The organism is Paenibacillus aestuarii (assembly GCF_027789125.1).
Lineage (GTDB): Bacteria > Bacillota > Bacilli > Paenibacillales > NBRC-103111 > Paenibacillus_E > Paenibacillus_E aestuarii.
In genome coordinates, this window is sequence record NZ_JAQFVF010000046.1 from 1 (window position 1) to 16,074 (window position 16,074).

At 50.6% G+C, this 16,074-nt stretch carries 13 protein-coding genes; all 13 read left to right on the forward strand.

Features of this window, described 5'->3' with window-relative positions:
- Window positions 1–969: 969 nt before the first annotated feature.
- The 13 genes from dpsA to ymfI all read left to right on the forward strand — a co-directional run bounded on the left by dpsA (window position 970) and on the right by ymfI (window position 16,073).
- Window positions 970–1,869, forward strand: a complete 900-nt coding sequence (gene dpsA, locus O9139_RS19615) for a dipicolinate synthase subunit DpsA (protein ID WP_270881165.1) — start codon at window positions 970–972, stop codon at window positions 1,867–1,869.
- Complete coding sequence (locus O9139_RS19620; protein WP_270881166.1) at window positions 1,866–2,459, forward strand: dipicolinate synthase subunit B; 594 nt, start codon at window positions 1,866–1,868, stop codon at window positions 2,457–2,459. The genes dpsA and O9139_RS19620 overlap by 4 nt, the downstream gene beginning before the upstream one ends.
- A 32-nt stretch (window positions 2,460–2,491) precedes the next feature.
- Window positions 2,492–3,529: an aspartate-semialdehyde dehydrogenase gene (locus O9139_RS19625; RefSeq protein WP_270881167.1), complete on the forward strand. Its 1,038-nt coding sequence runs from the start codon at window positions 2,492–2,494 to the stop codon at window positions 3,527–3,529.
- A 48-nt stretch (window positions 3,530–3,577) separates the two neighbouring features.
- Entirely contained in the window at window positions 3,578–4,795 is a 1,218-nt protein-coding gene (gene dapG, locus O9139_RS19630; RefSeq protein WP_270881168.1) for an aspartate kinase, read from the forward strand.
- A gap of 30 nt (window positions 4,796–4,825) precedes the next feature.
- Window positions 4,826–5,689: a 4-hydroxy-tetrahydrodipicolinate synthase gene (dapA, locus tag O9139_RS19635; protein WP_270881169.1), complete on the forward strand. Its 864-nt coding sequence runs from the start codon at window positions 4,826–4,828 to the stop codon at window positions 5,687–5,689.
- Window positions 5,690–5,863: 174 nt separating this feature from the next.
- Window positions 5,864–7,540: a ribonuclease J gene (locus O9139_RS19640; protein ID WP_270881170.1), complete on the forward strand. Its 1,677-nt coding sequence runs from the start codon at window positions 5,864–5,866 to the stop codon at window positions 7,538–7,540.
- 196 nt (window positions 7,541–7,736) lie between these two features.
- The gene (locus O9139_RS19645; RefSeq protein WP_270881171.1) at window positions 7,737–8,474 is read left to right on the forward strand and encodes a ClpP family protease; all 738 of its coding nucleotides are present in this window, start codon (window positions 7,737–7,739) and stop codon (window positions 8,472–8,474) included.
- Window positions 8,474–8,704, forward strand: a complete 231-nt coding sequence (locus tag O9139_RS19650; RefSeq protein ID WP_270881172.1) for a YlzJ-like family protein — start codon at window positions 8,474–8,476, stop codon at window positions 8,702–8,704. The genes O9139_RS19645 and O9139_RS19650 overlap by 1 nt, the downstream gene beginning before the upstream one ends.
- A 73-nt stretch (window positions 8,705–8,777) precedes the next feature.
- Window positions 8,778–11,426, forward strand: coding sequence for an FtsK/SpoIIIE family DNA translocase (locus O9139_RS19655; RefSeq protein WP_270881173.1), 2,649 nt, complete (start codon window positions 8,778–8,780; stop codon window positions 11,424–11,426).
- A gap of 405 nt (window positions 11,427–11,831) precedes the next feature.
- Window positions 11,832–12,644 (forward strand): spore cortex-lytic enzyme, encoded by an 813-nt coding sequence (gene sleB / locus O9139_RS19660; RefSeq protein ID WP_270881174.1) that lies wholly within the window; start codon window positions 11,832–11,834, stop codon window positions 12,642–12,644.
- A gap of 103 nt (window positions 12,645–12,747) precedes the next feature.
- Window positions 12,748–14,028, forward strand: a complete 1,281-nt coding sequence (yfmF, locus tag O9139_RS19665) for an EF-P 5-aminopentanol modification-associated protein YfmF (RefSeq protein WP_270881175.1) — start codon at window positions 12,748–12,750, stop codon at window positions 14,026–14,028.
- Between the two features lie 3 nt (window positions 14,029–14,031).
- Entirely contained in the window at window positions 14,032–15,321 is a 1,290-nt protein-coding gene (gene yfmH / locus O9139_RS19670) for an EF-P 5-aminopentanol modification-associated protein YfmH (RefSeq protein WP_270881176.1), read from the forward strand.
- Complete coding sequence (gene ymfI, locus O9139_RS19675; RefSeq protein ID WP_270881177.1) at window positions 15,318–16,073, forward strand: elongation factor P 5-aminopentanone reductase; 756 nt, start codon at window positions 15,318–15,320, stop codon at window positions 16,071–16,073. The genes yfmH and ymfI overlap by 4 nt, the downstream gene beginning before the upstream one ends.
- Window position 16,074 lies beyond the last annotated feature (1 nt).

A 16,074-nucleotide genomic window follows, 5' to 3' on the forward strand; every position in this document is an offset into this window, starting at 1 on the left:
ATTGGGTAAAATCGACCTGCAGCGCGCTCACCAGAAGTCAGTCACTCTCTAATTGGGTAAAATCGACCTGCAGCGCGCTCACCACAAGTCAGTCATTCTCTAATTGGATAAAATCGACCTGCAGCGCGCTCACCACAAGTCAGTCACTCTCTAATTGGATAAAATCGACTTGCAGCGCGCTCACCAGAAGTCAGTCACTCTCTAATTGGGTAAAATCGACCTGCAGCGAGCTCACCAGAAGTCAGTCACTCTCTAATTGGATAAAATCGACCTGCAGCGCGCTCACCAGAAGTCAGTCACTCTCTAATTGGGTAAAATCGACCTGCAGCGAGCTCACCAGAAGTCAGTCATTCTCTAATTGGATAAAATCGACCTGCAGCGCGCTCACCAGAAGTCAGTCACTCTCTAATTGGATAAAATCGACCTGCAGCGAGCTCACCACAAGTCAGTCATTCTCTAATTGGATAAAATCGACCTGCAGCGAGCTCACCAGAAGTCAGTCACTCTCTATTGGGTAAAATCGACCTGCAGCGCGCTCACCAGAAGTCAGTCACTCTCTAATTGGGTAAAATCGACCTGCAGCGCGCTCACCACAAGTCAGTCACTCTCTAATTGGATAAAATCGACCTGCAGCGCGCTCACCACAAGTCAGTCACTCTCTGATGGATAAAATCGACCTGCAGCGCGCTCACCACAAGTCAGCCACTCTCTAATTGGGTAAAATCGACCTGCAGCGCGCTCACCACAAGTCAGCCACTCTCTAATTGGGCAAAAGCGGACTTCGGCATCTTACACGCACACGCACATTCAACACTCCCACAGCGGCCTTTTTTTTGCGTTTTCTTCTTTTTGTACAAGAAAAGAAAGGCTGGGCGAAGCTAAGGAACTGAGCGTGAAGAAGTCACCCATCCTTGGGCGAAAGCATAAGATAACATATCGAAACGGACCGAGAAAGGGGTGTAAGCGGGAATGCTTACTGGTATTTCGGTTGCTTTCATGGGCGGAGACGCTCGGCAGCTTGAAGTGATACAGAAGTTCACGGAACTTGATGCGACGATAACATTGATCGGCTTTGATAATTTGGGCCGGCAATTTAGCGGAGTGACCAGCGCCAAGCTGCAGCCGTCGCTGCTTGCGAACATTGACGCTTTGGTATTGCCTGCTGTAGGTACTGATGATGCGGGCCAAGTGGAATCGATCTTTTCCAGCGATGAGTTGATTTTGACGGATGATCACATTGCAGCGATGCCTAAACATGCCAAAGTATACACGGGGATGGCCAAGAGCTATTTGAAGAAGCTTTGCGCTGCACATGGGATTACTTTGGTTGAATTATTCGATCGTGACGATGTGGCCATTTACAACTCGATCCCAACCGCAGAAGGCGCTTTGATGATGGCGATCCAGAACACGGATATTACCATTCACGGCTCCATGTGTATGGTTCTTGGGTTTGGCCGCACCGGATTTACGATGGCAAGAACGCTGCAAGGATTAGGCGCGACAGTGAAGGTTGGCGTAAGGAAACCGGAGCATTTTGCCAGGGCGTACGAGATGGGATTTCAGCCTTTTTACACGAAGGATCTGTACCCGGAAGTGGGGAATATTGACTTGCTTTTTAATACAATTCCGACTATGATAGTCACAGCGCAAGTAATTACCAATATCCCACATCGCGCGCTCATCATCGATTTGGCTTCGAAGCCCGGCGGAACGGATTTCCGTTTCGCGGAGAGACGAGGCATTAAAGCGATGCTGGCGCCCGGATTACCTGGCATCGTCGCACCGAAGACAGCTGGCCGCATCATCGCGAATACGCTGAGCCAACTGATCGAGGAAGACTTCATAGACAGGAGCGATGTGGAATGAATTGGCAGGATAAAACGGTGGGATATGCATTAACCGGTTCCCATTGTACATTAGAAGAAGTGATGCCGCAGATTAAGAGATTCGTAGATGCGGGAGCTAGGGTGATTCCGATTGTTTCCAATTCAATCCTGACAACAGATACGCGTTTTGGCAAATCTGCGGATTGGCAGCAGCAATTGAAGGACATTACAGGGAATGACATCATATCTTCCATTGTCGATGCAGAACCGCTTGGCCCATCCAAGCTGTTGGATGTTATGGTGATTGCGCCATGCACCGGCAACACGACCAGCAAGCTGGCAAATGCCATGACGGAAAGCCCGGTACTTATGGCAGCCAAAGCGCAAATGAGGAATCAGCGCCCGCTCGTTCTGGCGATCTCCACGAACGATGGCCTTGGACTGAATGCAATGAACATTGCGAAGCTCCTCATTACGAAGAACATTTACTTTGTTCCGTTCGGCCAAGATGCGCCAGGCGCCAAGCCCAATTCGCTGGTGGCCAGAATGGATTTGATAATGGAAGCTTGTGAAGCGGCGCTGCAAGGCAAGCAGATGCAGCCGATGCTCATTGAGAGATTTCAATATTAATTGATATACAATTTGACCGAAGGGGAGAGGACATGTCGAACCAGAAGCTATTCAACGTTGCAGTTGTCGGCGCAACAGGCGCCGTCGGTGAACAAATCATTCGTCTGCTTGAAGAGCGGAATTTCCCCATTCAAGAACTGAAATTGCTGTCCTCCGCCCGTTCTGCGGGCGTGAAGCTCACTTTTCGCGGTCAACCGGTCATCGTTCAAGAAGCTACGCCAAATAGCTTCAACGGAGTAGAGATTGCGTTATTCAGCGCTGGAGGAGATGTCTCCAAGGCGCTGATTCCGCATGCCGTTGAAGCCGGTGCAATCTGTATCGATAACACTAGTGCTTATCGGATGGATCCGGATACGCCGCTTGTCGTCCCTGAAGTGAACGTTGACAAAATCAATGAACACAGGGGCATCATCGCGAATCCGAACTGTTCAACGATTCAGATGGTTGCCGCATTGAAACCATTGTATGACCGCTATGGTATATCCAAAATCATCGTTTCAACTTATCAAGCGGTGTCCGGCGCAGGTGCCAAAGCGATCAACGAGATGCTGCGCCAGTCCAAAGAGGTATTGGAAGGAAAGGCATCCAATCCTGACATTTTGCCTGTCGGGTCGCTGCCAGTGAAGCATCAAATCGCCTTCAATGCGATTCCGCAAATTGATAAGTTTCATGACAACGGCTTTACCAACGAAGAGATGAAAATGATTCTCGAAACGAAGAAAATCATGGGCGACGACGCCATTGAGGTGACGGCGACTTGCGTTCGGATCCCGGTGGTATACGGTCACTCGGAATCCGTCTATGTCGAGTTGAAAGAAGATTTCGACATCGAGGAAGTGAAGAGCTTAATGGCAAGCGCGCCTGGTATTGTCCTTGCAGATAACCCGGCTGAGCAGGTGTACCCGCTCGCCACTGACGCTGCAGGCAAGCTGGAGACCTTCGTGGGGCGCGTCCGCCGCGATTTGAGCAACCCAAGAGCAGTCAATATGTGGATTGTATCCGACAATCTGCTGAAAGGCGCTGCGTGGAATGCGGTACAAATTGCTGAATATATTGCTATTGAACAATAATTAGCACCTGCTGCACGTTGAAGCAGGATATGAATTTGGGGGAAACACATGCGTATACTCGTACAGAAGTTCGGAGGTACATCGCTTTCCACCGTTCAAGCTAGAGAACATGTCATTGGTCATATTCAAGACGCACTAGCGCAAGAGTATAAATTAGTTGTTGTGGTGTCAGCGATGGGGAGGAAGGGAGAACCCTATGCGACGGATACGCTCCTCGACCTTGTTCGTCAGAACGGGGAGGGGCTGCCGGCAAGGGAGCTCGATATGTTGATGGGCTGCGGCGAGTTAATCTCAGCCGTACATTTGAGCAGCTTGCTGCAGGCAAATGGCATTGCGTCAACTGTTCTTACCGGCGGGCAAGCCGGCATTCAGACGAATGACGTGCATGGCAATGCGCAAATTACATCGATCCAACCTACTCGGATTCTTGAATTATTAGAGCAAGGACAAGTGGTCGTCGTAACAGGATTCCAAGGGGTATCCAGCCAGGGAGAGTTAACGACACTTGGTCGCGGAGGCAGCGATACATCGGCAACGGCACTCGGTGCGGCGCTGAAAGCTGACATCGTTGACATTTTCACCGATGTCAACGGCATCTTAACGGCCGATCCGCGCATCGTTGAGGATGCCAAACCGCTGGTTCGCGTGAGCTTTGCCGAAATTTGCAACATGGCGCATAACGGCGCGAAAGTCATCCATCCGCGTGCAGTCGAAGTTGCGATGCAGGCCAATATTCCGATTCGCGTCCGGTCCACCTTCTCGAAGGAGCTGGGCACATTGGTCACTGCCGGCGACACGATTCATCATGAGTCCAGTCAAGTAACGGACCGGTTCGTCACAGGCATTGCGCAATTTACGAACATTACGCAGATCCAGGTAAGCGCGATAGAAGGCGATTTCGATCTCCATCTGCGCGTTTTCAAGACGATGGCTCAGCATCAGATCAGCGTCGATTTCATTAACGTGAACATTTCCGGTGTCGTGTACACCGTATTTGACCACGAAGCTGATCGCGCTGTCCGTTTACTGAAAAACCAAGGCTATGAGCCGAAGGCTCTGCGCGGTTGCGCCAAAGTATCGGTTATCGGCGGCGGCATGAACGGTGTACCGGGCATTATGGCGCAAATTGTCGAAGCTTTAACCAATGAGGACATTCGGATTCTGCAATCGGCAGACTCGAATACCACCATTTGGGTGCTTGTGCATGGGGAAGATATGGTCAGATCCGTTCGGGCTCTGCACCAGAAATTTTATTTGAACAAATAATCATTTATGTAAGCTTTGGGAGGCGTTACGGTGGATTTCGGAAGAGTAGTCACAGCGATGGTAACCCCATTTGACGATCAATTACGCATCAATTGGGACCAGGTTGAACCACTGATTAATTATTTAATCGAAGAACAGCAATCGGATAGCCTCGTGATCTGCGGGACTACAGGTGAATCTCCGACGCTGACGGAAGAAGAGAAGCTGCAGTTGATCGAAGCATCCGTCCGCGCTGCCAAAGGCCGCTGCAAAATCATTGCAGGTACGGGCTCTAATGACACAGCACACACGATTCATTTTTCTCAAAAAGTTGAAAAACTTGGAGTTGACGCGCTTCTCGTCGTCGCTCCTTACTATAACCGTCCTTCGCAAGAGGGGCTCTATCAGCATTTTAAAGCGGTTGCAGAAGCGGTTCAAGTTCCTATCGTGCTGTATAATGTGCAAGGACGCACAGGTGTGAACATCGATGCGGATACAACGATTCGCCTTTCGAGCATTCCGAACATTGTGGCTACCAAAGATTGCGCCAACACGGATCAGCTTACGCGCATTTTGAATGGCGTTGCGGCAGATTTCTCGGTGTACAGCGGGGAGGACAGCAATACGCTGCCAGCGATCGCCATCGGCTGCAAAGGCATCATCAGCGTTGCCAGCCATGTGATTGGAAAAGAAATGCAATCTATGATAAAGTATTATTTAGAAGGCAATATACAGCAAGCGGGAGAACTCCACCGTAAATTACATCCTATTTTTACCGGAATTTTCTGTGCGCCAAGCCCTGCTCCAATCAAGCATGCCCTTGCTTTGAAAGGAATCCAGACAGGCGGCGTAAGACTTCCGTTAGTTCAGGTATCCGAGCAAGAAGGACAATTCATCCAATCTCTTTTTGTATGATAACGCCTAATGAATCGGTGCTTCCAGCATCGGTTTTCTTTTTTGGGGGACACTAGCGATAGCAGGGTGGTTCGACTTGTAATTGCTGTTTTTCTTCATGTATAATGGTTGCAAGTGACTGGTTCGGTTTAATCATCTAAAATTCGTCGTCCAATCTAAGAAGGAGGTATATTCTTGTCCAAAAAAAATATAGATAAACTTTTGATCTTCGCTCTTGGCGGCGTGGGCGAAATCGGAAAGAACATGTACTGCGTGCAGTACGCGAACGATATTGTAGTTATTGACAGCGGTTTAAAATTTCCAGAGGAAGATATGCTCGGGATTGATATCGTCATCCCGGATATCGGCTACTTGACGGAAAATCGGGATAAAGTACGCGGCATTATCATCACTCACGGTCATGAAGACCACATTGGCGGTCTGCCATATGTGCTTAAGCATTTGAATGTTCCTGTGTACGGGACGAAACTGACACTTGGCTTGATCGAAGCGAAGCTGAAAGAAGCGAACCTGCTTGGGGAAACGAAGCGGATGCTGATTAATTCGGAATCTGTACTCAACCTCGGAACGATTACGGCTTCATTTTTCAAAACTAATCATAGTATTCCGGACTCTGTGGGCGTAGCTTTGGATACGCCGGAGGGCGTCGTTGTTCATACAGGGGACTTCAAGTTCGACCAGACTCCGGTCAACGAACAATACGCAGACTTGCACCGCATGGCGGAAATTGGGAAGAAAGGCGTTCTCGCCTTGCTTTCAGATAGTACGAACGCGGAGCGTCCAGGCTACACAGGCTCGGAAAAAAGCGTTGGCGTGGAAATTGAAGAAGTGTTCCGCAAAGCTAAGCAAAGAGTGATCATTGCGACTTTCGCTTCGAACATTCATCGCGTGCAGCAGGTTTTCGATGCCGCAGCCGCTACGAATCGCAAAGTGACCGTCATCGGCCGCAGCATGGTGAACGTGGTTTCGATCGCGAGCGAGCTAGGCTATCTGCACATTCCGGACGGCATGCTGATTGAGCCTGAAGAGGTGAACAAGCTTGCCGCAGATCGTGTCGTCATTTTGTCGACGGGCAGCCAAGGCGAGCCAATGTCAGCATTGACGAGAATGGCCCGTTCCACGCATCGCAAAGTTGACATTTTGCCGGGAGATACCGTCATTATTGCAGCTACACCGATTCCGGGGAATGAGCGTTATGTCGGTCGTACGGTGGATGAGCTGTTCCGTATCGGTGCTAACGTGATCTACGGTCCTGGTTCTGTTACCGGGGTGCACGTATCAGGTCACGGCAGCCAAGAGGAATTGAAGCTGATGCTGAATCTGATGAAGCCGAAGTATTTCATCCCGATTCACGGGGAATACCGCATGCTCCGTCAGCATGGTTTGCTGGCTGAGTCGGTAGGTATCAACCGTGAAGATATCTTCATCTGCGATATCGGAGATACGGTTGAAGTTCAGAACGGCGTAGCCCGCAAAGGCTCCAAAGTCCAAAGCGGCAACATTCTGATCGATGGCTTAGGCGTTGGCGATGTCGGTAATATCGTGCTGCGCGACCGTAAATTGCTGTCGCAAGACGGAATTTTGGTCGTCGTCGTGACGCTGAGCAAACAAGACGGCAAAATTTTATCCGGTCCGGATATCATTTCCAGAGGATTCGTCTATGTTCGTGAATCCGAAGGCCTCTTGGAAGAAGCGAACCGTATTGTAACGAATACGTTGACGAAACTCATGAACGAAAATGTGAACGAATGGGCATCTCTCAAAACGAATGTGAAAGATGCGCTTGGACGATTTTTATATGAACAAACCAGAAGAAGACCTATGATCCTTCCTATTATTATGGAAGTCTAGTCTCGAACTAGTCACTTGAACCTATGCAAATAACGAGAGCTCTCTCCACCGCGGAGGAGCTCTTTTTTTGGTTCCCGACTGCCAATGCATGAAAGTGTCGCGGTCACATCATACTATGGGAGATACTGAGAACTGTCAGTGTATGGATGGCAACGACGCCAGCTCATCTGGCGATTAACGCTTGGGAGGAATAGTCATGGCAGATACGAAGCAGCAGGAACCAGCAACAGAAGAGGGGAAAAAGAACCCCGCACTCGAAAATATTCAACAGCTAGGCCAGACGAGTACGCCGCCTACCGGTGAGTCGAACATTTTTTGTTTGACTATCATCGGCCAAGTGGAAGGTCACATTGTGCTCCCGCCTCAAAATAAAACGACAAAATACGAGCATATCATTCCCCAGCTTGTTGCGGCTGAGCAGAATCCGAAAATTGAAGGTGTGATGATCATCTTAAACACCGTCGGGGGCGACGTGGAAGCCGGGCTTGCCATTGCGGAAATGATCTCGACGTTATCGAAACCAACGGTTACCTTGGTGCTCGGCGGGGGTCATAGCATTGGCGTACCGATTGCGGTATCGGCGAATCATTCGATCATTGCCGAAACGGCCACGATGACGATTCACCCGATCCGTTTAAACGGGTTAGTTATCGGAGTGCCACAAACGTTTGAGTATTTGGATAAAATGCAGGAGCGCGTCACACGCTTCGTCACCAAACATTCGCATGTCTCCGAGGAGAAATTCAAGGAGTTGATGTTCAAAACCGGCGAGCTTACCCGTGATATCGGAACGACGGTTATCGGTGCGGATGCCGTCAAGTACGGCTTGATTAACCAAGTCGGCGGCATTGGCGAAGCGATCAAAGAATTGAATCAGCGGATCGAAGAGAAGCGGAAAACAGCCACGACGGCGGCTAATGAGGTGCTCGTCTAATGATCCATTATTCAATCGTACCACTGGAGGATATTTATCAAGGGATGGACAGCTTTGCTCCCAATTATATGGAAATTACAGTGCAGGGCGTGACCATGCAAGTGGAGCCGGTCGGCGGCTTCCAAGCGCGGATCGTACGGCTGCACAGCTGTAATCCGCAAGATTATTTGAATACGCGCTATGCGCCGGGGACGATGATTACATACAGTCCTGATTTGTCAGTGACCTAAGTTAGCTAAGCCTTTCTGCCAGTATCTTCCCCCTAACCCGATATGGTATAATGTGGTCTTGGGGGTGACATGAATGGCAAGACGCAAAAAGAAGACGACGAAGTCCGTCAAGTCCGTTAAGACGAACCTGCTCTTCGAGTTATACGGGATTGTCATCTTGATTTTTTCGGTCATCGCGCTAGCCCAGCAAGGCCATGTTGGCAATTCGTTGACGTATTTGTTCCGCTTTTTCGTTGGAACCTGGTACGCGCTGATACCGTTAATTTTTATTTATGTGGCGTTGTATGCCATGATCAAGCGAGCGTGGCCTCCGCTGAAAACTTCGAAGAAAGCAGGAATCCTCCTGTTTATTCTGGGGCTGCTCATTAAGAATCATATTGATTTGTTCGCGCAGTTATACCCGGACGGCGGATTTTCATCCGGCAAAGTCATTTCCTCGACGTGGGAAGCCATGTTAGCTGGGCTTCATCCTACGGAAGCCGGCAAGGCTGCACTGCAGCACGGAATCGGCGGGGGTATGATCGGTGCTGTGCTGTATGCGATCCTGTATTTTTTGTTCGATTATTTAGGGGCGAGACTGATTCAATACGCTTTGTTTGTCATCGGTTTCATCCTGGCCACAGGTCTATCTTATGTTGATATTGGGCATATGGTTCGTGGCCGTTTCCAAAATGTGGGCGACAATTTCAAAGAACGAATGAAAGAATGGCTGCAGGATCGGGAAACGCGTCAGCCGCAGCGTGCGGCGGTTGCAGCGGAAACCGGCGGCGCAGGGGGCTCAAGTGGTTCGGGAAGCGGCAACAACCGGATGAAGAAGCCGGCCTATGTGCCTGTCGACGATGAGTTTGATGAAGAGGTATTAAGGCCTGTGAAACGGGCGAAGAAGGCACCATTGTTCATGGAGCTGCTGCGTCCAGTGAAGGAAGGGCGGAAGAAGCCGGAAGTTGACAAGGATGATGAAGATGAGCAAAGCCCATCTGACGCTACGGAGAAGGTCGTCTACCAGGCTGAGCAAGCGGATCGGGACGAGGCGCCTGGTATCGCCATGGATCAGCGGGAAGATCAGCCAGTTACACCGATCATTCGCGACTTTCAAGAGCAAGTGTATCAGGAAGCGCAGCAAATGGGCCTTGGGGATGAGGGGCTGGTCCAACAAACCGTTCCGGCAGCCAAGGCCGCTGCTCAGACGGCACCTGCTAAGCTAGCCAGCTCGAAAGCGGAAGGAGCAGGAGAGACGGGGGATGATGGCGAGAACGTCTCAATGGAGTTCAAGCAGGATGCGCCTCAAGTTCAGCTGCGTCCCTACGAGCTGCCTGCATTAGATTTGTTGGCCAAGCCTGCTGTCGGCAAAGGCAGCGAGATGTCGGACTACAAAGCGAATGCCAGGAAGCTGGAGGCGACTCTCGAGAGCTTCGGCGTCCGCGCCAAAGTGTTGGAAGTTGTGCGCGGCCCAGCCGTGACACGCTATGAGATCCAACCTGACGTGGGGGTCAAAGTCAGCCGGATCGTCAGTTTGACGGATGACATCGCCTTGGCGCTCGCGGCCAAAGATATCCGGATGGAGGCACCGATTCCCGGCAAGTCAGCCATCGGTATCGAAGTGCCGAACTTGGAAGTGTCGATCGTGACGATGCGCGAGGTCATGGAGACGAATGCCTTTAACGAAGCAAGCTCACGCTTGTCGGTCGTATTGGGGCGCGACATATCCGGCCAGCCGATCGTCGGCAATCTGGCGAGAATGCCGCATTTGCTCGTAGCGGGTGCGACAGGCTCAGGGAAGTCCGTCTGCATTAACGGAATCATTACGAGCATTTTGTACAAAGCCAAGCCGAATGAAGTAAAGTTCTTGATGATCGACCCGAAGATGGTCGAGCTGAACGTGTACAACGGCATCCCGCATTTGCTGGCGCCCGTTGTGACTGATCCGCGCCGGGCATCGCTGGCGCTTAAAAAAATCGTCGTCGAGATGGAAAAGCGCTACGAGCTGTTCTCTAAGAGCGGTACACGCAATATCGAAGGTTATAACGCGATGTTGACGGAAAGCGGCACAGCGCCGCCTCTGCCTTATTATGTTGTCATCGTCGATGAGTTGGCCGACTTAATGATGGTCGCCGCCAATGATGTCGAGGATTCGATCTGCCGTCTGGCGCAGATGGCGCGTGCAGCAGGCATTCACTTGATCATTGCGACCCAGCGTCCGTCCGTGGACGTTATCACAGGGGTCATCAAAGCGAACATTCCTTCACGGATCGCGTTCGGGGTTTCCTCACAGGTCGATTCCCGTACGATCCTGGACATGGTTGGCGCCGAGAAGCTGCTAGGGCGGGGAGACATGCTCTACCTGCCGGTTGGCGCATCGAAGCCGGTTCGCGTGCAGGGCGCTTTTTTATCCGATCAGGAAGTCGAACACGTCGTGACCTTCTGCCGGACGCAGGAGCAGGCGAACTACCAGGAAGAGCTGGTGCCGCAGGTCGAGGAGCAGACGGAGGAGCAGGAAGAATTTGCGGACGAGCTGTATGATCAAGCGGTACAAATCGTTCTCGAAGCGAAACAAGCTTCGGTTTCCTTACTGCAGCGCCGCATGCGCGTAGGTTATACCCGTGCCGCCCGTTTGATTGATTCCATGGAAGCCAAAGGGGTTGTAGGCCCTTATGAAGGAAGCAAACCGCGGGAAGTATTGATGTCCGTGGAGCAGTATCACCATAATCGAATCAGTTCCTAACGCGATTAAGAGAAGCACTCTCAGTATGAGAGTGCTTTTTTGTTGATATCAGCTTGGAAAATGGAAAATCAAGACTGCATCCGCTCAAACACTAAACTCTCCGCATTTAGAGCCTTACCGCCACTTGGCATAACATGCTGTATAACGGTTAAGCCGACTTGCAGCAGATGCAAGGCTTAACACACGCGCTCCAGTCTGATATCTGCCGATAAAGTGCAGCCCGCCCCCTTTCGATCCCCCAGCAGTCTGATCTTGTCAACTTATTGCCGAAGGTAATGGAATTTTCATTATAGCTTGTGACCCGGTCCAGGTTATGAGAGTTTTTTGTTGTGCATAATCATCGCCTTCCATTCTCATAATAAGCAAGAAAAGGCTGCTATTTGAAAAGAGAGGTTGAGTACGGGAATGAACAAAAGACTAATCGTCATCACGTTTTGTATCGTTTTTGTATTAGTTGTAGCATTTCAGCTTAAACAAAAGATGACTCCGTCAACAGAAGAAACGTTTAGTAAAAACGAGATCAGATATGGAGCAACAGGGACGGATGTTAATGAACTTCAAGGACGACTGAAATTCATCGGCTTTTACGGAGGCAATATTGATGGGGATTTTGGTTACAAAACTTTGGTCGCTGTGAAACGTTTCCAAGGTGAATTCGGGATGACCGTTGACGGTATTGTCGGGCCGAAAACGAAACTGAAGCTGTGGGAGGCAACCAAAAACTGGAAGCCTACAGTGCCAATCTCAGGTGGCGGCACCAGCGGCACTAGCGGCGGTGGAACCACAACAGGTGGTGGAGGTGGCGGAGCGACAACAGGCGGAGAATCCTCGGCGAATCTGACCCCGTCGAACAACTTGGGCCTATCCGAGCAGGATCTGAATTTGATGGCCAATGCCGTTAACGGCGAGGCGCGTGGCGAGCCTTACATAGGTCAAATAGCGGTGGCTGCGGTCATTCTCAACCGTGTGAAGAATCCTAGCTTCCCGAATTCCGTATCCGGCGTGATCTTTCAGCCAGGTGCTTTTACCGCTGTAGCCGACGGCCAGATTTGGCTGACGCCTAACGAATCTACGAAGCGAGCTGTCAAGGATGCGCTGAACGGCATGGACCCTACCGGCGGCTGCATTTACTATTTTAACCCGGAAACGGCCACATCCAAATGGATCTGGAGCCGCCCGCAAGTGAAGCAGATCGGCAAGCATATTTTCTGTAAATAATAGCAGTGAGGACAAGGAGAAGGAGCCAGCTTTGGTTGCTTCTCTTGTTCGTATAGGAATATAATGGATACATATCTTGGAATCAGGAAGGGAGACACGACCTTTGAAGCAGATACACTTTGAGCGGAGCACGTTGAATCATATACGCCTTCACGTGCTGCCAACAGATCAATTTAAGACATTTGCCATATCGGTGTACATAGGCCGTCCCTTAGCGGAACAAACCGTTACAAGCACGGCGCTGACGCCTTTTGTATTGCGAAGGGGCACTGAGCTCAGGCCGGAAACAAAGCAATTTCGCGAGTACCTGGACGATCTGTATGGTGCCGGCTTTGGCTTCGATATTTACAAACGCGGTGATTATCAGATTGTGCAGATGCGCATGGATATCATCAATGATCGTTTCGTCTCTTCTAATGAATCCCTTTTGAAGAAGGGGCTGGAATTCGTTGGGGAAACGCTCACACGCCCAGCCATGGAGAACGGCCATTTCCGTGATAAATATGTCGATTCCGAAAAGCAGACGCTGCAGAAGCGCCTCGAAGCTGTCATTAACGACAAAGTGCGTTATGCGGCTGAGCGCTGTATCGAAGAGATGTGCAGCGACGAGCCCTATCGCCTGCATGCGCTTGGCAAGATCGAAGAGCTTGAAGGGCTTAGTTCGCAGTCTTTGTACAACGATTATCAAGCTTGGCTGCAAACCGCGCCGCTTGATATTTATGTGGTCGGCAATACGACGCTTGAAGAGGTAGAAGCCATCGTCAAAGAGGCGTTCAAGATCGACCGCAGTCAAGATGCGGTTTATGAGACCTCGAAGACACATGCCGTGCAGCGTGAGGTTAAAACAGTCGTTGAACGCCTTGATGTCAATCAAGGCAAATTGAATATGGGTCTGCGGACCAACGTCAGTTACCGGGATGAGCAGTATCCGGTCGCCCTGATGTATAACGGCGTGCTTGGCGGTTATGCACATTCAAAGCTGTTCATCAACGTTCGGGAGAAAGCGAGCCTGGCCTACTATGCCTCTTCGCGGTTTGACGGGCATAAGGGAATTCTGACCATCCAATCGGGCATTGAGATGCAAAATTATGAGAAGGCCGTCGACATCATCAAGCAGCAGCTGCAAGCGATGGAGCAAGGGCAAATCAGCGAGACCGAAATGAACCAGACGCGGGCGATGATCTCCAATCAGCTTCGTGAGCTGCAGGATTCGGCATTTGAATTGATCTCATTTGATTTTAATGCGATTTTATCCGGAAAAGAGCGCACCGTCTCTGGCCTCATCGAAGCCGTGAATCAGGTGGACGCAAAGACAATCGCGGAAGCTGCGAAGCGGGTTCAGCTGGATACGATTTACTTTTTGCGGGATCAGAAAGGGGAGTAGACCATGAAGGTAATACCTTATCCACATCTCAATGAAACGCTCTATCACGAGCAGCTTGACAATGGGTTACATGTGTTTGTACTTCCCAAAGAAGGCTTTCAAAAGACGTATGCGACCTTTACAACGAAATATGGGTCGGTTGACAATCATTTTCAAGTTGAAGGGAAAGAGGAAGTGCGTGTACCTGACGGGATTGCGCATTTTCTGGAGCATAAAATGTTCGAAGAGCCGGAAGGCGACATCTTCGCCAGCTTTGCTTCGCAAGGTGCATCGGCGAATGCGTTCACTAGCTTCGACCGTACGGCTTATTTGTTTTCCTCGACGGATCACATTTTGACAAACCTCAAAACGTTGATTAACTTTGTGCAAAACCCTTATTTTACGGATGAAAACGTTGAAAAGGAAAAGGGCATTATCGGTCAGGAAATCAAAATGTACCAGGATCACCCAGATTGGAGAAGCTATTACGGGCTTATCGAGTCGTTGTATGCGAAGCATCCGATCCATATCGATATTGCCGGAACAGTGGAATCCATCGCGCAGATTACGAAAGAAACTCTATATGAGTGCTACCATACGTTCTATCATCCGAGCAATATGAGCTTATTTGTCGTAGGCGGCGTGAATGCCGAGGAAGTGGTGGCCTTTGTTAAAGAGAACCAGGCAGCCAAAAGCTTCCCTGCACAAGGGCAGATCCATCGGTTTGCTGTAGAGGAGCCGCTGGAAGTCCGTGAGGCGCGCCGCATAACGAACCTTCCTGTCTCCATGCCGAAATGCTTGTTCGGACTGAAAGAGCCGGCGCCTGGCGTCAGCGGCAAAGACCTGCTCGTCCGAGAAGTTACGACGAAGCTGATGCTCGATATTTTGTTCAGCTCCAGCTCTGATATTTATCAAGCGCTTTATGATGAGCAGCTGATTACCGATAACTTTGGCCATGATTATAACTGCAGCGAAGATTATGCCTTTTCGATTCTGGGCGGAGATACGAAGGATCCGGATCAGCTCGTGGCGCGAATCAAAGAAGAGGTGGAAAAGCGCCGAGAGCCCGGCCTTGACGCCGTTACGTTCGAACGCAGTCGGAAGAAGAAAATCGGCAATTTCCTGCGCATGATGAACTCTCCGGAAGCTATTGCCAACGAGTTTACGAAATACCGCTTCAAAAGCATCGATTTGTTCGATATTTTGCCTGTCTATGAGAGCTTGACACTTGAAGACGTCAATAAGCGCTTCTGCGAGCATTTCGATTGGAGCCGTCTGGCTGTCTCGATCGTGCAAAGCAGGGGGCAATCGTGAATCCTGCCAGGCCCTTTACTGAGCAAACCGTTCTCATCACCGGTGCCAGCAGGGGCATCGGCGCGGCGATCGCGGAGCGCTTTGCGACGGTGGGCATGAACGTCGTGATTCATTACCGCGAGTCGCATGAGGCGGCGAATGAAGTCGCCCGCAGGTGCATGAAGCATGGCGCCAAGGTGTTGACGGTTTCCGCCGACATCCGCTCCCGCGAGCAGATCGGCAAGATGAAGGAGAAGCTGGAGCATAAAGGCATGATTCCTGATATCGTCGTGAATAACGCCGGGATAGCCCATTATGGCCTGCTTTCCGACATCAGCGAGGAAGATTGGGATTTGATCATGGATATCAATCTCAAAGGCGCATTTCTGTGCACGCAAGCCTTTATGCCGCACATGATCAGTCAAAAATACGGACGCATCATCAATGTATCCTCCATCTGGGGGATCTCCGGTGCGTCCTGCGAAGTTGTTTATTCCACAGCCAAGGGCGGAATGAACGCTTTTACCAAAGCTCTGGCGAAGGAGCTGGCTCCCTCCGGTGTGACCGTCAATGCGGTTGCACCGGGAGCCGTACATACAGAGATGATGGCGGGCTTTCAGGAGGAAGAGAAAGCGGCAATCGAGAGCGAAATTCCTGCGGGACGTTTCGCGCTGCCGGATGAAATCGCTTCGCTCGTTTATTTCCTGGCGCTGCCGGAATCCGGTTACATCACCGGTCAGATTATAAGTCCGAACGGCGGTTGGTTGACGTAGG